At 62.5% G+C, this 19,178-nt stretch carries 16 protein-coding genes; 14 read left to right on the forward strand and 2 right to left on the reverse strand.

The window, feature by feature from the left end; translation table 11 throughout:
• Positions 1-53: 53 nt before the first annotated feature.
• The 3 genes from EAV92_RS03605 to EAV92_RS03615 are packed head-to-tail and all read left to right on the forward strand — an operon-like array spanning position 54 to position 2,539.
• A complete protein-coding gene (locus EAV92_RS03605) occupies positions 54-491 on the forward strand; it encodes an NUDIX hydrolase (protein WP_123039799.1) in 438 nt (145 codons plus the stop codon).
• A 34-nt stretch (positions 492-525) separates the two neighbouring features.
• Positions 526-1,131, forward strand: coding sequence for a deoxyribose-phosphate aldolase (gene deoC / locus EAV92_RS03610; RefSeq protein WP_241158428.1), 606 nt, complete (start codon positions 526-528; stop codon positions 1,129-1,131).
• Between the two features lie 16 nt (positions 1,132-1,147).
• A complete protein-coding gene (locus tag EAV92_RS03615; protein ID WP_123039801.1) occupies positions 1,148-2,539 on the forward strand; it encodes a class I SAM-dependent rRNA methyltransferase in 1,392 nt (463 codons plus the stop codon).
• A gap of 59 nt (positions 2,540-2,598) precedes the next feature.
• On the opposite strand, the gene EAV92_RS03620 is transcribed toward EAV92_RS03615, so the two are convergent.
• Positions 2,599-3,576: a Na/Pi cotransporter family protein gene (locus EAV92_RS03620; RefSeq protein WP_123039802.1), complete on the reverse strand. Its 978-nt coding sequence runs from the start codon at positions 3,574-3,576 to the stop codon at positions 2,599-2,601.
• 204 nt (positions 3,577-3,780) lie between these two features.
• On the opposite strand from EAV92_RS03620, the gene EAV92_RS03625 reads away from it, so the two are divergent.
• From EAV92_RS03625 to EAV92_RS03640, 4 genes are all read left to right on the forward strand, one after another.
• Positions 3,781-4,002: a hypothetical protein gene (locus EAV92_RS03625; RefSeq protein ID WP_123039803.1), complete on the forward strand. Its 222-nt coding sequence runs from the start codon at positions 3,781-3,783 to the stop codon at positions 4,000-4,002.
• Between the two features lie 149 nt (positions 4,003-4,151).
• Positions 4,152-7,682, forward strand: a complete 3,531-nt coding sequence (addB, locus tag EAV92_RS03630) for a helicase-exonuclease AddAB subunit AddB (protein ID WP_123039804.1) — start codon at positions 4,152-4,154, stop codon at positions 7,680-7,682.
• Positions 7,679-11,611, forward strand: coding sequence for a UvrD-helicase domain-containing protein (locus EAV92_RS03635; protein WP_123039805.1), 3,933 nt, complete (start codon positions 7,679-7,681; stop codon positions 11,609-11,611). Before addB ends, EAV92_RS03635 begins: the two co-directional genes overlap by 4 nt.
• 20 nt (positions 11,612-11,631) lie before the next feature.
• The gene (locus EAV92_RS03640) at positions 11,632-12,240 is read left to right on the forward strand and encodes a hypothetical protein (RefSeq protein ID WP_123039806.1); all 609 of its coding nucleotides are present in this window, start codon (positions 11,632-11,634) and stop codon (positions 12,238-12,240) included.
• Between the two features lie 109 nt (positions 12,241-12,349).
• On the opposite strand, the gene EAV92_RS03645 is transcribed toward EAV92_RS03640, so the two are convergent.
• Entirely contained in the window at positions 12,350-14,272 is a 1,923-nt protein-coding gene (locus EAV92_RS03645; protein WP_241158429.1) for an FAD-dependent oxidoreductase, read from the reverse strand.
• Positions 14,273-14,458: 186 nt separating this feature from the next.
• Here EAV92_RS03645 and EAV92_RS03650 point away from each other — a divergent pair, with 186 nt between their 5' ends.
• The 7 genes from EAV92_RS03650 (at position 14,459) to yqfC (ending at position 19,117) form a co-directional block, all read left to right on the forward strand.
• Positions 14,459-14,833 carry a histidine triad nucleotide-binding protein gene (locus tag EAV92_RS03650; RefSeq protein ID WP_123039808.1) on the forward strand — a complete coding sequence of 125 codons (375 nt, stop codon included), beginning with the start codon at positions 14,459-14,461 and terminating at the stop codon, positions 14,831-14,833.
• Between the two features lie 76 nt (positions 14,834-14,909).
• A complete protein-coding gene (gene rpsU / locus EAV92_RS03655; RefSeq protein ID WP_005547957.1) occupies positions 14,910-15,083 on the forward strand; it encodes a 30S ribosomal protein S21 in 174 nt (57 codons plus the stop codon).
• Between the two features lie 14 nt (positions 15,084-15,097).
• Positions 15,098-15,541, forward strand: coding sequence for a GatB/YqeY domain-containing protein (locus tag EAV92_RS03660; protein WP_123039809.1), 444 nt, complete (start codon positions 15,098-15,100; stop codon positions 15,539-15,541).
• A 160-nt stretch (positions 15,542-15,701) separates the two neighbouring features.
• Complete coding sequence (locus EAV92_RS03665) at positions 15,702-17,072, forward strand: NfeD family protein (protein ID WP_241158430.1); 1,371 nt, start codon at positions 15,702-15,704, stop codon at positions 17,070-17,072.
• A 47-nt stretch (positions 17,073-17,119) separates the two neighbouring features.
• Positions 17,120-18,112, forward strand: a complete 993-nt coding sequence (floA, locus tag EAV92_RS03670) for a flotillin-like protein FloA (protein ID WP_123039810.1) — start codon at positions 17,120-17,122, stop codon at positions 18,110-18,112.
• A 30-nt stretch (positions 18,113-18,142) separates the two neighbouring features.
• A complete protein-coding gene (locus tag EAV92_RS03675) occupies positions 18,143-18,637 on the forward strand; it encodes a hypothetical protein (RefSeq protein WP_123039811.1) in 495 nt (164 codons plus the stop codon).
• A gap of 183 nt (positions 18,638-18,820) precedes the next feature.
• Entirely contained in the window at positions 18,821-19,117 is a 297-nt protein-coding gene (gene yqfC, locus EAV92_RS03680) for a sporulation protein YqfC (protein ID WP_123039812.1), read from the forward strand.
• The last annotated feature ends 61 nt before the right edge of the window (positions 19,118-19,178 follow it).

A 19,178-nucleotide genomic window follows, 5' to 3' on the forward strand; every position in this document is an offset into this window, starting at 1 on the left:
ATTTCATCCACCGTGATGGAATCTTTTTCTCTACATACGGGAGGGGACCGCATATGAAAGAAGTCGCGGCGGGAGGCGTCGTCTACCGGAAGAAGGACGGCGAATTGGAGATCCAAATCATTGAGGACCGCTTCGGCAAAATCACGCTGGCCAAAGGACGCATGGAAGCCGGCGAGACGGTCGAGCAGACCGCGCTCCGCGAAATCGCGGAGGAGACGGGCATTACCGGCCGCATCGTCGAGCCGATTTCCGTGATCCGCTATCAATACGAGACGGCGGATCGGGGCACGATCGACAAAGAAGTTTATTACTTCCTCGTCGAGGCGGATGGCGGGCAGCTGAAGGCGCAGGCAGAGGAAATCTCGGGCGTCGCTTGGTACGCGCCGGGTGAGGCTTGGCGCCTTCAGAAGGCCAACGGCTACGGCAACAATGACGAAGTAGTGGCGAATGCGCTCGCTAAATTGGGAATCGAGGTGGACCCGGTTGCCTGAAGGTGCCGCACTTCCAGCACGGGTTGACTATTCTTTGCTCCGGGCGGACGCTGTCGCCGCGGACATCCGGAAAATTTGCGAAGAAGCGCTCACGCACCGCTTCTACAGCGTCTGCGTCGGCGGAGGATGGGTCCGGCTGGCGCGGGAAATGCTGAGCGGCACGGGCGTCAAAGTTTGCGCGGTGGTCGGTTTCCCGCTCGGGGCGACCGCAACGCGAGCCAAAGCGTTCGAGGCATCCGCCGCTCTCGATGACGGGGCCGCCGAGATCGATATGGTGCTGCCGATCGGCAAGCTGATCGACGGGGACGCCGAAGCGGTAGAACGCGATATCTCCGCCGTCGTGCAAGCCGTGCAAGGCGGAGCGCTGGTCAAGGTCATCCTCGAAACGTCGCTGCTGAGCGACGACCGGAAACGGGAAGGCTGCCGCATCGCCGAAGCGGCGGGCGCGGATTTCGTCCAAACGTCGACGGGTTACGGCCTCTCGGGCGCGACCGAGGCGGACATCCGCCTGCTCCGCGAAACCGTGTCCCCCGCGATGGGGATCAAAGCGTCCGGCGGCATCCGCACGCGGCAGGCGGCGGAAGCGCTGCTCGCTGCCGGAGCCGGCCGGATCGGCACGAGTACCCTCTTAATCCAATGAAAGGCGTGAAGCCGATATGTCGAATCATCCGCGCGCGGTATTGTACCGCACCCGGCGCCCCCGTCTGGAGCAGGGACATCCTTGGGTGTACGCCAACGAGATCGAGCGCTGGGAAGGCGAGCCTTCCCCCGGAGGCCTGGCGGACATTACCGATTCCCGGGGCAAGTTCCTCGCGGTCGGATACGTGAATCCGGCCTCCCAAATCACGATCCGGGTCGTGTCTTATTCGCCGCTCGAGGCGATGGACGCCGAGTTTTTCCGCCGCCGGTTCGAACGCTGCGCTTCCTTCCGCAGCCGTTTCGTCGGCGAGCGCGCTTCCTGCAGGCTGGTCTATGGGGAAGCGGATTTTCTGCCGGGCCTGATCGTGGACCGCTTCGCCGACGTGCTCGTCGTGCAGGTACTGTCGCTCGGCATGGATGCCGCCCGGGACACGTGGCTGCCCGTGCTGATCGACGTGTTCCGCCCGTCGGGCGTTTATGAGCGGAGCGACGTCGGCGTCCGCACGCTGGAAGGGCTGGAGGAGCGGACCGGCGTTTTGTACGGCGAGTGTCCCCGTTACGTGGAAATCGAGGAGAACGGGCTCCGCATCGAGGTCGATATCGAAGGCGGACAGAAGACCGGCTATTTCCACGATCAGCGCCAAAACCGCGCCTCGATCGCCCCGCTTATGAAAGGGTGGGGAGAGAGAAGCGGCATCCGGACGGAAGAGCGAGAGACGGAAAACGGCAAGGAGCTCGTTCCCGTCAACGCTAACGGCAACGCCGTGACGTTCCCGTATTGGGACGGGGCGACGGTGCTGGAATGCTTCGCGCACACCGGAAGCTTTACGCTTCACGGCTGCCAATACGGCGCCAAAAAAGTGACGTGCCTCGACGTGTCGGCCCACGCGATCGAGACGGCCAAGCGGAACGTCGAGCGCAACGGGTTTTCCGACCGGGTGGAGTTCGTCGTCGAAGACGCGTTCGAATATTTGCGCCGCCAAGTCGCGGGCCGCGAAGAACGGGCGGCCCGGGCGCGCAAGGACGCTTCGTCCGGGCAGAAGGTCGATACGTCGAAGCCGCTGACGTCGGAAGGGCGCACTTGGGACGTGATCATCCTCGATCCGCCGGCTTTCGCCAAGACGAAGAAAGCGGTGACCGGCGCCTGCCGAGGCTACAAGGACATTAACCTGCAGGCGATGAAGCTGCTGAACGAAGGCGGTTTTCTCGTGACGGCAAGCTGTTCGTACCATGTCCGGCCGGACCTCTTCTTGGAGACGATCCAGGAAGCGGCGCGGGATGCGGGCAAAACGCTGCGCCTCATCGAGTGGCAGGGCGCGGGCCGGGATCATCCGCGGCTGGCGGGCGTGGAGGAAGGCCATTATTTGAAGTTCGGAATTTTCGAGGTCCGCAGCCGTACGGAGCTGTAAGGATACATAAGAAAGGTACGCGGTTGAAAACCGCGTACCTTTTTTGCGTTTAAGCGCAACTACGTTTCCAAGGCCGCCGGCCTCTTCCTCCATGGCCAATAGGCCAGCGGGAGCGCAAGGAGAGAGCAGGCGACGTTGAAAATCGTTTGGGCGTGGGCGATTTGGGCGGAGGGGTCCGAAGGAGCCAGCAGCTCCGCGGCTCCCTGCAGCAGAGGCATCAAGGGAAAGAACAGCAAGGCGCCGCTTACGTTCAACGCCAGCTGGGAGAGGGCGACGAACCGGCCGCCGGGACCTCCGCTTAAAGACGCCACGAGTCCCGTGAAGCAGGTGCCGACGTTCGCGCCGAGCACGACCGCGATACCGGCTTCGGGAGACAAAGTGCCCGCTCCGGCGACGGCCATCGCCATGCCGATCACGGCCGAGCTGGAATGGACGACGGCCGTCAGAGCCGCACCGCCGAGCAGGCCCAAGTAAGGATGGGCGGAGGCGGTCTCCATTAAGGAACGGAAAGCGCCGCTGTGCTGCAAAATGTTTCCCATGCCAAGAAGGATCTCGAATCCGATCAACAGGAAGCCGAAGCCGGCCAGCGCCACCGAGCCGTACCGGAGCGGAAGCAGCTTGGAGGCCGGGGCTTTGCCGGCGCGGTTCATTTCGCCCGATACGGCGGTCCAAAGCCAGCCGATGAAGGAAACCGCCAGCAGCGCCCACCCGTAACGGTGAAGCTGCAGGCTCATGATTTCGGTCGTAAGGGTCGTGCCCACGTTCGTACCGAGGATAATGGCGAAGCTTCGCCCGAAAGGAATCCAGCCCGCGTTTACGAACCCGATCGTCAGCACGGTGACGGCGGTGCTGCTTTGCAAGGCGGCCGACGCCGCCGTGCCGAACAGAAATCCGCGTAGCGGCGTGGAGGTCGCCCGGGACAGCCATCCGCTCAGACGGTTGCCTGCCCAACGGCTCAGGGCGGCTTCCGTCAGCTTCATGCCCCCGATCAGCAAGATGAACCCGACAACCGACGAAAACAGCAAAGCGGCGTACAAGCGGAGTCCTCCTTCGTTTTGCGCTTGGTCTCCTCCCCAACCTATGCCCGTCCGAAGCCGGACATGATGCCGCGGGCCGCGAAAGTTTGTTAACAAAGTGTTAGAAAAAAACGCAAAGCGCTCATCCGCCGCCCCCAAAAGTTCTAACGTCTCGGTGGTATCTTGGAAGCATGGAAAGATCAGAGACCGGGGAGGAACACCCATTTGAATTTAGACGTGATTTTGTTCGGCAAGCGTGCCGTACCGATCGACAACCGCGCCAGGATGGCGGAGAGCCGGAAGAAGTTCGACGATCGCGTTCGGGAAATGGCGGACGACCTGGAATTCCGGCGCCAGTGGAAGAAGGTTTCGAAAATCGAGCTGTGGTCGAGCGCGGCGATTTTCCAGTTCGACGACGGAAGCAAATGGTACTTGAACATTTCGTGACAACGGGCCGATTCGGGCCCGTTTTTTCGTTTCCGGGGGCGTTTTGGAGGATGATGACAACGGCGAACGTCTGTGCGCATCGAACGCCGTATGTTACAATGACAAAATAAGCGTTCGGCGGTTGGCCGCCGGCAGGGAGGGGACGGAACATGTCGCTGCGGCTCGTGACGGGTCGATCCGGGAGCGGGAAATCGCGTTTCGTGATGGACGAAATCCGCGGCAAGCTGAGGGAGGACCCGCAAGGCTCCCCGCTGGTGCTGCTCGTGCCCGAGCAGGCTACGTTCGAAGCGGAACGGACGATGGCTTCGACGCCGGGATTGGGCGGCTTCCTCCGGGTCCAGGTGCTCAGCTTTCGCAGGCTGGCGTACCGGGTGCTGCAGGAAACCGGCGGACTGGCCGTCATTCCGATCCATGAAAACGGCAAAGCGATGCTTTTACATAAAGTTTTGGAGACTCGGCGCGAACAACTGAAGCTGTTTCGGGGAGGCCCTTCGGAGGCCGGGCTCATCGCCCGGTTGAACGAGCTGCTGACGGAGTGGAAACGGTACGCGGTGTCTGCGGACCGGGTGGCGGACGCGGCCGGGGGCGGTTTCGGGGGAGCGGAGACGCCGCTGCTGGCGGACAAGCTGCACGATCTTTCCCTGATTTACGGAGACATCGAAAAGGAGCTCGCGGGCCGCTGGATGGACGGCGAGGACATGCTGGCGAGATTGGCCGTCGGCGCGGCTTCTTCGGATTGGCTGGCCGAGGCGGAAATTTGGCTGGACGGTTTCCATGGCTTCACGCCGGGTGAGCTGGCCGTAATCGAAGGGCTGCTTCGCCGGGCGAAGCGGGTGACGGTCGCCTTGTGCGTGGACAAGCCTTTCGGGGCGGGCGAACGGCCGGACGAGCTGCATCCGTTCCATCCGACGGCCGAAACGTCGGCGCGCCTGTGCGAGCTTGCCGTCGCGGCAAACGTTCCGGTCGAGCCGCCGGTCGTACTGGATCCGCCTTCGGGGCCGCGGTTCGCCGGCAATCCGGCGCTCGCGTTCCTCGAGCGGAATTGGGAACGGAGAACCGCCGTATGGCAAGATGACCCCGAGGTGCTCCGTCCGGAGCATCCTTCGTGCGGCCTGTCTCTTCATGCCGCGTCGAACCGGAGGGCGGAAGCGGAAGCCGCCGTCCGCGACATGCTGCGCCGCGTGAGGGAGGAAGGCTTCCGTTGGCGAGATTTGGCGGTGTTCGTGCGCCGGATGGAGGATTACGCCGACCTTCTGTCCACCGTTTTATCGGACTATGGAATCCCGTACTATTTGGACGGCAAAGCTCCCGTCGCCCATCACCCGCTCGTGGAATTCATCCGTTCGGCGCTCGAGTGCGCCGTGGGCGGCTGGAAATCCGAAGCGGTGTTCCGCTGCGCCAAGACGGACCTGCTCGGCACGCCGGAGCGCCGGGTCACCCGGGGAGAAATCGACCGGCTGGAGAACTACGCGCTCGCGGCCGGCATCGACGGCTGGAGATGGCATGACGACCGGCTTTGGCGTCCGCTTTCCCGAGGAGACCTCGAGGAGGAAGGTGAAGCCGGGGCGAGACGGGAATCGGAGGCCGATGAGCTGATCCGCATCCGTGACGCGTTGCTGACGCCGGTGCGGACGCTGGAGAAGCGCCTGAACAAAGCGGATTCGGTGCGGGCGTTATGCGAAGCGTTGTACGGGTTCCTGGAGGAGACGGGGGCCGCCGACGTGCTGGAAAGCTGGAGCCTTGCGGACGCCGCCGCCGGGCAGCCCGGCCGTGCCGTCATGCATCGCCCGTTGTGGGACGGCGTCATGAACGTGCTTGACCAGCTCGTGGAATTGATGGGCGACGCCAAACCGGACGTCCCGCTGTTCGCCGGCATGGTCGATTCCGGCTTGGAGGAGCTCAAGCTTGGCGCCGTGCCGCCTTCCTTGGATGCCGTGCTCATCGGCAGTCCGGAACGGACGCGGTCCGACCGGCTCAAAATCGTTTATTTCCTAGGCGTGAACGACGGGGTGCTGCCGATGCGGATTCCCGAAAACGGCCTGCTTTCGGAGCCGGAACGGGAACGGTTGTCGGAGGCGGGGCTGGAGATGGCGCCGGGCGCCAAACGGCGCCTGCTGGACGAGCGGTTTCTCGCCTATTTGGCGTTCGCGACGCCGTCCGTCCACCTCTGGGTGTCCTGGCCGCTCGCGGACGATGAAGGCTCGGGCCTGCTGCCGTCCGAATGGATCCGCCGTCTGCGGCGGCGTTTCCCCGGCCTTCCCGTGACCCTCGAAGCCGCGGAACCGCAGCCGGGGGATCCCGAGGAGAAACAGCTCGACTTCGCGGTGCAACCGGGCCGCGCACTCACGCACGTCCTGACGCGGCTGCGTCAGCTGCGCGGCGGGGAAAGCCCTTCGCCGGGCTGGTGGTCCGTTTACAATTGGCTGATGGAACGCGAGGAATGGCGGGGACGTCTGAGCCGCCTGCTCGTTTCTTTGAGATACAAGAACGAAGAACGGCCGCTGGCCGCGGAGACGAGCTCGCTGCTGTACGGAGACCGCCTGCTTGCCAGCGTGTCCCGCATGGAGCGTTTCGTCGCTTGCCCGTTCCGGCATTTCGCTTCCCATGGGCTCCGGCTGCGCGAACGCCGCCTGTACCGGGTCGACGCTCCGGACATCGGGCAGCTGTTCCATGCCGCGCTGCGGCAAACGACGGAGAAGCTGTTCGCGCCTGATGCCGGTTCCGTGGACGCGGCGGTTTGGCAGGCCGAAGCTGCGGCTGCGGTAGAGAGGCTGCTGCCGCGCGTGCAATCGCAAATCTTGCTGTCTTCCCATCGCCATGGGGTGATGGCCCGCAAGCTGCGCGATATCGTCGCCCAGGCGTCCGCCATGCTCGGCGAACAGGCCCGGCTGTCGGCTTTCCGGCCGGTCGGCTTGGAGCTGGGCTTCGGCCCGGACGCCCCGCTGCCGCCGCTTTCGCTCGATCTGGGCAACGGCCGGGCGATGGACATCGCCGGACGGATCGACAGGGTCGACGCGGCGGAGACGCCCGAAGGTTTGCTGCTGCGGATCATGGACTACAAATCGGGCGCGGTGAAGCTAAAGCTCGACGAAGTGGCGCATGGCCTGACGCTCCAGATGCTAACGTACCTGGACGTCGTCGTGACCCACGCGCCGCATTGGCTCGGCAAACCCGCGAACCCCGCGGGAGTGCTTTATTTCCACGTCCGCAATCCGCTGCTGCCTACGGCGAACGGCATGTCGCCCGCCGAAGCGCAGGCTGCCATGCTTAAGCAATTCCGGATGCAGGGACTGGTGCTGGCGGACGGCGAGACGGTGAAGCTGATGGACACATCGCTCGAAGCCGGCCCGAAATCGACGGTCATTCCCGTCGAATTCAAGAAGGACGGCACGTTTTCCGCCCGATCCCAGATCGCGGACCGCAGCCAATGGGACGTTTTGCGGTCTTCCGTTAGAGGACAGATCCGGAAAATCGGCAAAAGGATCGTGGAGGGCGACGTCGCCATCGCTCCGTATCGGATGGAGAAGCGCAGCCCTTGCGCGCATTGCGAGTATCGGCCGGTATGCCAGTTCGATCCCGAACTGGACGGCAACCGGTATCAAGTGCTGTCCAAGCCGGGCAGCCGCGAGGAATTGTGGCGGAAGCTCGGAGAGGAAGCGGAAAGGAGGGAGCCGGAATGAACCGACAACCGGGACGTTGGCCCGTGAAGCCGGACGGCAGCCGGTGGACGGACGAGCAGTGGGCCGCCATCGCGGCCGACGGCTCCCATCTGCTGGTCGCCGCCGCGGCGGGCTCCGGCAAGACGGCGGTGCTGGTCGAGCGAATCATCAAGCGCATCGCCGACCCCGAGCGTCCGTTGAGCGTGGACGCCTTGCTGGTGGCGACGTTCACGAAAGCGGCCGCCGCCGAGATGAAAGAGAGGATTCGGCACGCGCTGGAAGAGGCGTTGGAGCGGGATCCGGAGTCGCGGCATTTGGAACGGCAGCTGGCGCTGCTGCCGCGCGCCACGATCACGACGCTCCATTCCTTCTGCATGGAAGTGGTGGAGCGCTATGCGCCGCTTATCGGCCTCGATCCGGGCTTTCGGATCGCGAACGAAACCGAAGCGGAGCTTCTCCGCATGGACACGCTGGACGAGCTGTTCGAGGAGACGTACGAGAAGGAAGGCGAGAACGGGACGCTGGCCCGGCTGGCCGACCGTTTCGGCGGAGAACGCAGCGACGAGCCGCTTCACCGGCTCATCCTTGAGCTTCATGCCTTCGCGGGCAGCCATCCTTGGCCGGCGGATTGGCTGAAGGAGATGGCCGAGCGTTTCCAAGTACAGGACGCGGCGGAGCTCCTGCAATCGCTATGGGTGCGAAGCCTGCTCGGCGATGCCCAGCTTCAGCTGCGAGGGGCGGTCCGCATGCTCGAGTTCGGACTGCGCCTCTGCGGAGAGCCCGGCGGTCCGGCGCCGTACGCCGAAACGCTGCAGGAGGATCTCTCCGCCGTAGGCAGCCTGCTGGCCGCGCTGGATACCGATCAATGGCCGCTTTGGCAGCAGGCGTTCGCCTCCTGCGCGTTCGGCCGGCTGAAGCCCTGCCGCGGAGATGATTACGATCCTTCGCTGCAGGAGCGGGTGAAAGGTTACCGGGACGCCGTCAAGAAGATCGTGTCCAAGCTGTCCGAGGAATGGCTGGTCCGGCCGGCGGAGCGGTATGCCGAAGAGATGCGCGAGCTGGCCCCGGACATGGAGGCGCTCGCGGAGCTCGCGATCGCGTTCGACGAGCGGTACGAGGCGGCCAAACGCGCCAAGGGACTGCTCGATTTCGGCGACCTGGAGCATTACGCGCTGCGCATTTTACGGGATCCGGCTTCCGTGCCGGGACAGGTAGTTCCTTCCGCGGCCGCGGCGGATTATCGGAATCGATTCGCCGAAATTTATTTGGACGAGTACCAGGACACGAACGAGGTGCAGGAAGCGATCGTTTCCTTGATCGCCCGATCGGCTCCCGGCAACATCTTTATGGTCGGCGACGTTAAGCAGAGCATTTACCGGTTCCGCCTGGCGGAGCCGGGCCTGTTCATGTCGAAATACAAAACTTACGACATCTGGGAAACCGGATTGGCCGATGCCGAATCTCCGGAAGGACTGCGGATCGACCTGGCCCGCAACTTCCGAAGCCGCCGGGAGATCATCCGCGCGGTCAACCACGTGTTTCGGCTGATCATGAACGAACCGGTCGGGGAAATGACTTACGACGGGCGGGCGGAGCTCGTTTACGGCCAGGGCTACCCCGATGCCGACGGAATGGCGGGAGAAGTCCCGCCGCCGAACGGCCCGAACGGCTGGGGGTGCGAGCTGATCGTGCTGGATCAAGCGTCGTCCGGGAACGGCGGCGCGGGCGGACCGGGAGAAACGGAAGAGGATCCGGCGTCGGAGCCGGAGGGGCATGCCGGGAACGACAACGACGAAGAGGAACTCGAAACCGCGCAATTGGAGGCTCGCTGCGTGGCGGCGGAAATCCGCCGCCTGATGGACGGCGGGGAGGACGGGAAGCCGCCGTTCGCCGTCTACGACGGAAGAAGCGGGCTTTACCGGCCGGTCCAGTATCGCGACATCGTGATTCTGCTTCGGGCGACGAGCGCTTTGGCTCCGGCCTATCTGGAGGAATTGAAGGCCGCCGGTATCCCGGCATACGCGGATCTCGCGACGGGCTACTTCGCGGCCACGGAAGTCGACGTCATGCTGTCGCTCCTGTCGATCATCGACAACCCGCGGCAGGACATCCCGCTCGCCGGGGTGCTGCGTTCGCCGATCGTCGGTTTGACGGCGGACGAGCTGGCGAGAATCCGGCTGTGCGACCGGCGCGGGGAATTTTGGGACGCGGTGGAGGCGGCAGCCGATGATGAATCGCTGGAGGAAGGGCTGCGAGGCATCGTCCGCTCGTTCCTCGGCAAGCTGTCGGAGTGGCGGGATTACGCGAGAAGGGAGCCGCTCCGCGATCTGCTCTGGACGTTGTTCCGCGACACCGGGTATTACGACTTCGTGGGCGGACTGCCCGGCGGCGCGCAGCGGCAAGCCAACCTGAGGGCGCTCGTGGACCGGGCTCGAGGATATGAGCAGTCGTCCCGGTTCCGGGGGCTGTTCCGGTTCCTGCGCTTCCTGGGACGGATGCGCGATACGGGTTCCGACCTCGGCGCGGCGCGCGCGCTCGGCGAAGGAGAGAACGTCGTCCGGATCGTTTCGATCCACAAAAGCAAAGGCCTGGAGTTTCCCGTCGTGTTCGCGGCCGGCATGGGTCGGGGGTTCAACCGGCGGGATTTGAACGGGATGTTCCTCAAGCACAAAACGCTCGGCTTCGGGCCGAGAATGGTCGAACGGGACACTCGCGTGACCTATCCGACGCTGCCGCAGCTGGCGATCCGCCGCAGGCTCGCGGCGGAGATGCTCGCGGAAGAGATGCGGGTGCTGTACGTAGCGCTCACCCGCCCGAAAGAAAAGCTGTTCCTGATCGGCACGGTCAAGGACGCCGCCAAGCAATGGGACAAATGGACGGAGACCGCGTCCATGTCCGAAGGAGCGCTGCCGGACCATGCGGTCGCGGCGGCTTCCCGTTACCTGGATTGGCTGGGTCCGGCGGCTGTGCTCGCGGGCGCGAAACGGGAAGCGGAAGGCGCGCAGACCGAAGGCGGCGCTTCGCCGGCTTGGAGCTGCCGCATCCTCCCCGCGTCGGCGTATACCGCGCCTGCCGCGGAAGCGGGCAAGGAAGAGGAGCCGGACGAACGGCTTTGGGCGGCAGCGGCGCGCGGCGAACGGGCTGAAGTGAAGGAAACTCCGGCCGGGGAACGCATCCGCGCCGTCCTGTCTTGGGAATATCCTTACGGGAACGCCGCCAAGGTGGCGGCGAAAACCTCGATCACCGCATGGAAGTCGCGGTTGTCGGCGGAAGAAGCCGCCGCTGCGCTGGAGGCAGCGGAAGAAAGCGGCTCGGAAGAACGGATGCGGGAGGAAGGAGGGGAAGCCGATTCCTTCGGAGCCTCGTCGGCTCCAGTAGAGCTCTCGTTCCGCTTGAGGCGCCCCCGTTTTATGGGGGAAAGCAAGTTGACGCCGGCGGAACGGGGGACGGCTTTCCACCTCGTCATGCAGAATCTGCCGCTTCGCTCGGATCTTGGAGTCGGCGACATTTCGGAGCTGCTGGACCGCATGGTCGAACGCCTGCTCCTGACCGTAGAACAGCGCCGGGCGATCGATCCGGCGGTCATCGCCTCGTTTTGCGCCGGCCCGCTGTTTCCCCGCCTGTGCGCCGCGGATCGCGTTTGGAGGGAGGTTCCCTTCACGTACGGAATCCAGGCCGGAGAGGTCTATTCCGGCATGCAAGGGGTTGACGCGTCCGAGACGGTTATCATCCAAGGCGTCGTGGACTGTCTCTTCTCGGAAGGGGACAGCCTGGTGCTGATCGATTACAAAACGGATTTGCTCAAAGGGAAAAGCCCCGAGGAAGCGGCGGAGAAGCACCGTTTTCAGGTCGAGAAATACGGGGAAGCCGCCGGCCGGATTTTGGGGCGCCCGGTGAGCGAAGCCTACGTATACTTTTTCGACGGGGACAGCGCGGTACGGCTCTGGTAGCCGGATAGGAGGAATCGAATTTGGCAAGCAAACGATCGTACACGGTGCCGGTTCTGCTGCTGATCATCACGGGATTGGCGATATTGCTGATGTTAATTTACTCCAAGCTGCTCTTCACGCAGCAGAAGGAGTATACCGATGCAGGCAAACGCTTGGCGGAAAGATATAATTATGCGTTGATTTTCGCGGACCGGCTCGGCACGGGGGCGGACCTGCTGCTGAAGGATGGTTCCGTCGCGGACCGCCTGAAAGCGAAGAAGCTGCTCGGCGAAGCCTCCATGGCGGGGGGAGAAACGGTCGGCATCCTGGCCGAGGCTTCGAGCCGATCGACGGGACAATCCTTCGAAGAGGCGTTCAAGCCGGTTTCCGAAGCGATGACCCGGATCATGAGCGAGCAAGCGGGCAACGTCTACGGCGTCTCCGAGCATGAAGGGGCGCTGACGGCCGAAGAGAAGGAGCTGCTGACCGCGGTCCGTGACGGCGCCTCCAAAATGAAAGAGCAGCTGCTCGTTTTCCGGCCGCCGACGGTCGATTCCGGTTACCGGACGATGAATGCGGGCGGGGAATGGATCGCCCAAGCCGTTGCCGCCGGTCAAACGCTAATCGACACCGCGGCGAAGGTGAAGTAGTGAAGGTTTCGGTGGAATAGCGTACTGCGTTCCGCTATCTGCTACCAAACAAACAAACGAACCCCCTGATCCACGAGGATCAGGGGGTTCTTCGTTCGTATATGGCAGCTTACCGTACCGCGACCGGCAACTCTTGCAGCACCAGCTGCGCAACCGCGCGGGCGCTGGAGAATGCGCGCTCGGCGAGCTCGCCTTTGCCGACGCAGCCGTCTCCGCAGAAGTAGAAGGGCACGCTTTCGATGCGGTTCGGCAGCAGCCGGTTGCCGGCGACGTTTTTGACGCTTTGGACCATCGCTTTTTTGCTCATGCGCTTCACGGCGACGGCATCGCGCCAGCCGGGGTAATGGCGGTCGAACAGTGCTTCCATCTGCGCCTGCCGTTCATCGAGGTACGCTTTGCGGTCCGTTTCCCCGTCGAACGTCTCGTCGGACAGGTACGCGACGCCCTGAAGCAGCTGCCCGCCTTCCGCCACGAGCGTGTGGTCCGTCGCGGAAACGTCGGTGATAAACATTTTGTTGTTCATGTCGCTGATGTACGAGAAAGGACGGTTCACGACCCGGCTCAAGCCGACGTCGTACACGAGCACTTCCGTCGCAGTGTTGGATTCGTAAGGCGCCATGAACGGCTCCCAAGGCGTTCCCTTGAGCAGCTTGACGACCTGCTGCGAGGGCATCGCGAAAACGACTTTGTCGAACGCGAGCTCGCGGTTTTTCGTCGTGATCCAGTACTTGCCGTTCTCGTAGCGGATCGAATCGACGCCTTCCTGCTGCGCCAGCTCCCAGCGGGACGACGCTTCGATTTTATCCTTCAGCTGGCCCGTGATGACCGCCCAGCTTCCCAGGATGTAATTGACGGGCTTCTGCGACAGGAACAGGTTATGATAGTAGTCCGCGATGACATGGCCGGGCACGCGCCGCGCATCCTCTGGAGAGATGAAGAAGTTGGAGCAAACGAGGTGCTCCCACAGCTCTTTCAAGTCCTCGCCTTCGTTTGACTCCGCCAAATAGTCGCCGAGCGTCGGGTATTTGCGAAGCTGGTGGATGTTCGCGATCATGGCGGCGATCTCCGCGGCGAAACGCACCTTCTGGCCGGCGGAAATGACGTCCGTCTTCATCAGGTTGATGAAGTCCAACGGCGCGGGGGTCAGATGGTCTCCCTTTTCGTACATGACTTTGCGTTTGTCGACCTGGCGGCTCGAGAATTGGAGGTCCAGCTCTTTCTCCAGCTTGCCGATCGTATGGCGGTCGATGCCGTAGACCGCATGCGCGCCATAGTTCAGCGTGAATCCGGCTTTCTCGTAAGTAAATGCCCGTCCGCCCCATTGCGGACTCCGTTCGAAAATCACGCCCCGGATGTCCGGGGAACGGCTCAAATAAGCGGCGGCCGTCAGTCCGGCCAAACCTCCGCCGATTACGGCGATCTCCATGTTCGGTTCCTCCTTGAGCACGGATCCGGTCCCGGCGGGGGAACTTCCGCCGACTTCCGCCAATCCGCGCCATGCCCACATCAAATTGTCCCGCAGCGACCGCTCCAGATCGGAGCCGGCGCCCGCGGCCCATGTCCATAACGTGCCGGTAAACAAATCGTATAAGTAAGTGGCTTTGCGCCGGTCGGAAAGCCATTCCGTCAGGCAGTCTGCCAATTGCGCCGCCCATTCCGCCTGCGCCGCGGCAAGCTGGGGCTCTTCCTTGCTCAAAAAGTAGACGCTGCGGACGAGGAGCGGAACCTCCCGAAGGGCGTGCGCCAATTCCAGCAGCAGGCTGTTGACGCGCCCTTCGGGCGAAACGCCTCCGGAAAGCCCGCGTTCCTTCCATTGCCGGATAATCTCGCATTGCCGCCGGGGCAGCTCGCATAGAAGCTCTTCTTTGCTCCGGAAATAATGATAGAACGTCCCTTTCGACGTCCCGGTCGCTTCGATAATGTCGCCGACCGACACTTGGTCGTAGCCGCGTTCGGCGAAAAGCCGCAAAGCCGTTTCGACTACCAGCGCTCTTTTGCGATGTGTAGCCGCTCTCAAACCGGGGATTTTCACGCCGACCACGCTCCTCCCGTTTGCCATTATACGTCGAGCCGGCAAGGAAAACCAGAGAAAAATAGACCGCCAGTCTATTTTCGACTGCCCATTTTGAAAACGGCATCCGGGCGATTGGACGAGCCCCATCCGGTTGCGGTATGATAGGAGAAGTTTGATTGACGGAGCGAATAGGGGACCTTGCCGATGGACTGCATTTTCTGCAAAATCGCCGAGGGGACGATTCCGTCCCGCAAAGTTTACGAAGATGACCACGTGCTGGCCTTCCATGACATTCAGCCGCAGGCGCCGGTGCATCTGCTGGTCATCCCCAAGAAGCATGTCGCATCGCTCGACGACGCTTCTCCGGAAGACTTAGAGCTGCTCGGCCGGGCTATGTTGGCCGCCAAGCAGGTCGCCCGGGATGCGGGACTGACGGACAGCGGTTACCGCGTGGTCACCAACATCGGACCGGACGCGGGGCAAGTCGTCTTCCACCTTCATCTCCACGTGATGGGCGGGGAAAAATTGGCTGGGCTCAATCCGAAAAATTCATCGGAATCGGACACCCGCCCAAGTTGACACCCCCTTTCCCCATCACCTATAATGAAGTTTGATAACCGTGTGTTGTGGTCTGTTGCGGAGGGAGGGAAAACAGGTGTCCGAAACGAAAGTACGCAAAAACGAAACAATCGACGCTGCACTCCGCCGCTTTAAGCGTTCCATCGCGAAAGACGGCGTTCTCGCTGAAGTGAAGAAACGTAAACACTACGAGAAACCGAGCGTTAAGCGCAAGAAGAAGTCCGAAGCCGCGCGTAAACGGAAGTTCTAGGAGGAAATTGCATCATGAACCTCGAGGAGCGATTGAACGAAGATATGAAACAGGCGATGAAGGCCGGCGATAAGTTCCGCCTTCAGACGATCCGCATGGTTCGTTCTTCGATCAAGAACCAAGAGATCGAACTGCGTCGTCCGCTTGACGACAACGAATTGATTCAAGTCGTCAGCCGGGAGCTCAAGCAGCGCAGGGATTCCCTCCAGGATTTCCAAAGAGGCGGTCGTGAGGACCTTGTTGCAGGTGTCTCTGCCGAGATCGACATTATCAGCCAGTATCTTCCTCAGCAGCTAACCGAAGAAGAAATCAAAGATATCGTTATGCAGACCATGCAAGAAACCGGTGCTTCTTCCAAAGCCGATCTGGGTAAGTTGATGGGCGCTTTGATGCCTAAGGTCAAAGGACGTGCCGACGGCAAGCTTGTCAACCAGTTGGTCCAGCAGCTTCTTTCCTGATTCCAAACAAAAGCAGGCACTCCCCGATGAGGGGGGTGTTTTTTGCATATTTTCCCGTCCGAAATCTGCGAGCAAGCAAGCGAAGTGAAACCTTTGCAAACGCATTCGCGTAGTACATCATAATCTTGACGATGAAACCATAGAGGAGGAACCCGATTTGTTGGCCGGCGGAAGAGGCTTATGGAGGAAACTGATTTTCCCGATCATGCTGGCGATCTCGCTGTTCGGCGCCGGCAACGCGGCGGTGCTCGCGGCGGACAACGTTCCAAAAACGGCCAAGGCGGGGCCGGTCTATGTCATTCCGGTCCATATGACCGTCCAGAGCGGTCTCGCCTCTTTCCTTGACCGTGCGTTGACGGAAGCGGAAGAGGCCGGTGCGGCTCTCGCCGTACTGGAGGTCGACACGCCGGGAGGACGGCTGGACACCGCCGAGGAGATCGGCTTGCGGATCCGCAGCGCCAAAGTGCCGACGGTCGCCTTCGTGAACGGCAAGGCCGCTTCCGCGGGCGCCTACTTGTCCTTGAACGCCGGGGACATCGCCATGGCGCCGGGCTCGACGATCGGAGCGGCCATGATCGTCAACCAGACGGGCGAAGCGGTTCGCGATCCGAAGCTGATCGGTCACTGGACGTCGGAAATGATCGCGGCTGCCGAACTCAACGGCCGGAAACCGGACATCGCGGCCGCGATGGTGGATCCCGACACGTCCGTTACCATGCAGGAAATTGGGCGGACGAAAGAGAAAGGCCAAATTCTGTCGCTTTCCGCCGAGGAAGCGCTCAAGGTCGGCTATTCCGACCGGACGTCCAAATCGGTGGCGGAGGTTGTCGCCTGGCAAGGGCTGTCCGACCGCACCGTCGTAGAAATTCGGCCCACGTTCTCCGAGCGGGTATCGGAATGGCTGACCCAGCCGGGCGTCGCCACCCTGCTGCTGATCGTGGGCATCGCCGGAATCGCGATCGAGCTTCTCGTACCCGGCTTCGGCATTCCCGGCATCGTCGGGCTGCTGGCTTTCGGCCTGTATTTTTTCGGCCAGTCCATCGCGGGTTTTGCGGGGAGGGAGTCGATCGTGTTTTTCGTCGCGGGCATCGTACTGCTGATCCTGGAAATGTTCATGCCTAGCTTCGGCATTCTGGGCGTTCTCGGCATCGCGGGCGTCGTCTACGGGATCGTGAACGCGGCTTTCGACACCGGGCACGCCTTGCAGTCGCTCGGGATCGCCGCTTTGGTCGCGATCGTCATCGTGACCATCGTCGCTTACGTATTCCGCCGGAGGGGTATCTGGAACCGGTTCATCCTTAAGGATCAGCTGACGACGGATCAAGGCTACGTGCCGAACGAGCCGAGGGAAGGGCTGGTCGGCGAACAAGGGATTGCCCTGTCGACGCTGCGTCCCGCCGGCGTGGCGGACATCGCCGGACGGAGGATGGACGTCGTCACCTCCGGCGAATTCGTCGAGCACGGCAGGAGGGTGCGAGTCATCGCCGTCGACGGAACGCGCATCGTCGTGAAGGAAATCGATCCTGCTTAACGAAGTGAAAAGAACGTACAATTCATTCGAACAATCGGAGGTTTCCCATGGACGCGAACATTCAGGTTTTGGTGATTATCGCATTGGTCGTGATCGCATTATCGGTATTTCTCAGTTTCTTCCCCTTCATGCTGTGGATTTCGGCGCTGGCTTCCGGCGTACGGATCAGCATCATCACGCTCGTCGCGATGAGGCTGCGCCGCGTCGTGCCGAGCCGGATCGTCAACCCGATGATCAAAGCGACGAAAGCCGGCCTTGGCCTTACGATCAACCAACTGGAGAGCCACTTTCTAGCCGGGGGCAACGTCGACCGGGTCGTCAACTCACTGATCGCGGCGCAGCGAGCCAACATCCCGCTCGTGTTCGAACGCGCCGCGGCGATCGATTTGGCTGGACGCGACGTGCTGCATGCCGTCCAAATGAGCGTCAACCCGCGCGTCATTGAAACGCCGTTCGTTTCGGCGGTTGCGAAGAACGGGATTGAGGTTAAGGTGAAAGCGCGCGTCACCGTCCGTGCAAACATTGATCGTCTTGTCGGCGGCGCAGGCGAAGAAACGATCATCGCCCGTGTCGGCGAAGGGATCGTCAGCACGAACGGAGCCGCGAATTCGCACAAAGACGTCTTGGAGCATCCGGATTTGATCTCCAAAACCGTTCTGAACAAAGGTTTGGATGCGGGCACCGCGTTTGAGATTCTTTCGATCGATATCTCGGAAGTGGATGTCGGCAAAAACATCGGAGCCTACCTTCAAACCGAGCAAGCCGAAGCCGACAAACGGATCGCGCAGGCGAAGGCGGAAGAACGCCGCGCGATGGCCGTTGCCCAGGAGCAAGAAATGAAGGCGCGCGTCGTGGAGATGAGGGCGAAAGTCGTCGAGGCCGAATCCGAAGTGCCGCTCGCGATGGCGGATGCGCTCAAAGGCGGCAAGCTCGGCGTCATGGATTACATGAACCTGAAAAACATCGAGGCGGACACGCAAATGCGCGGCTCGATCGGCAAGCAAGGCGACCTCCGCGGTGACGGAGAAGACAAGAAATAAGGCGTCTCGCCCGAGAAAGGAGGCGGAAGCTTGGAGGAGCTCATCTCCTTTTTGCTGAAACACTTTTATGTCGTGATCGTCATCGTCGGTTTGATTTACTCCATGTTTTTCCGCAAGTCGCCGCTCGAGAAACCGCCGGCCAATCGCCCTAATCCGCGTCCGGTCAACCGGATGCCGGATTTCGGGGGCGCTCCGGCATTTCCCCCGAAGCCGCGCAGAGCCGAGGAGCCGGCGCAGGTCGAAAAGCCCCGGCCCTCCCCCGCCGTACAGGAAGAGCCGCGGCCGCAGCGGCAGACCGTATACCGGTCGACTGAAGCCACGGCACCCGTTTCTGCCGAGCCGCCACGGGACCGGAGAGCACTCGAGCCGGCTCCGGCGCCGACGCCCGCCCCTGCGCTCGTCGCCGCCCCATTGATGCAGGCGGAGGAAACGCAGGGCTCTCGCATTCGCGAGGATATGGCCCGCGCGGTCGTCTGGGCCGAAATTCTCGGTCCGCCGCGAGCCCGGCGTCCGTTCCGGCGTTAACCGAATAGCAAGGGTGCAATAGAACTTCCAAGAGCCTGCCGCGGAAAGCGGCGGGCTTTTTCGCGTTTCCGTAAGCCGTCCGGATCGCCTCCCGCCCGGCAAAAGCCCTTCGCCCGTCCGCTCCGGCTTCATATTCGGCGCCCTCCGCGCATATGTTTTACCGTACGGGAGGAGGACCGCTTCATGCCGCGAGTCAGCCGAAAGCTGCGCAAATGGACCGCCGCCATTCTCGACCTGCCGCAGGACGTGGCGCTGGATCTTCCCCGCGTCACGATGATCGGCGGAATCCAGCTCACGGTGGAAAATCACCGCGGAGTGCTCCATTTTTCCCCGCAGTCGCTGCGGCTGGCCATGGAACGGGGAGAAATCGAGGTGTCCGGGGAAGATTTGGTCATCCGCAACATCGGGGCCGAAGAGGTATTCGTCGAGGGACGGATCTTGGGCGTCGCGCTTCATCCGAAAGGCAAGCCTTCCGGGTGAGGCCGTTTCGGGGACAAGCCCGGGAAAGAAAGCACCGGACAAGCCCCGGGAGGGGGAGAGG

This window comes from Cohnella candidum, from assembly GCF_003713065.1.
Classification (GTDB): Bacteria; Bacillota; Bacilli; order Paenibacillales; family Paenibacillaceae; genus Cohnella; species Cohnella candidum.

What these genes read in the sequence shown, in the direction of transcription:
- EAV92_RS03605 (WP_123039799.1), top strand. Translation starts at nt 54, where the DNA reads ATGAAAGAAGTCGCGGCGGGAGGCGTCGTCTACCGGAAGAAGGACGGC.
- EAV92_RS03615 (WP_123039801.1), top strand. Translation starts at nt 1,148, where the DNA reads ATGTCGAATCATCCGCGCGCGGTATTGTACCGCACCCGGCGCCCCCGT.
- addB (WP_123039804.1), top strand. Translation starts at nt 4,152, where the DNA reads ATGTCGCTGCGGCTCGTGACGGGTCGATCCGGGAGCGGGAAATCGCGT.
- EAV92_RS03635 (WP_123039805.1), top strand. Translation starts at nt 7,679, where the DNA reads ATGAACCGACAACCGGGACGTTGGCCCGTGAAGCCGGACGGCAGCCGG.
- EAV92_RS03650 (WP_123039808.1), top strand. Translation starts at nt 14,459, where the DNA reads ATGGACTGCATTTTCTGCAAAATCGCCGAGGGGACGATTCCGTCCCGC.
- EAV92_RS03660 (WP_123039809.1), top strand. Translation starts at nt 15,098, where the DNA reads ATGAACCTCGAGGAGCGATTGAACGAAGATATGAAACAGGCGATGAAG.
- floA (WP_123039810.1), top strand. Translation starts at nt 17,120, where the DNA reads ATGGACGCGAACATTCAGGTTTTGGTGATTATCGCATTGGTCGTGATC.
- yqfC (WP_123039812.1), top strand. Translation starts at nt 18,821, where the DNA reads ATGCCGCGAGTCAGCCGAAAGCTGCGCAAATGGACCGCCGCCATTCTC.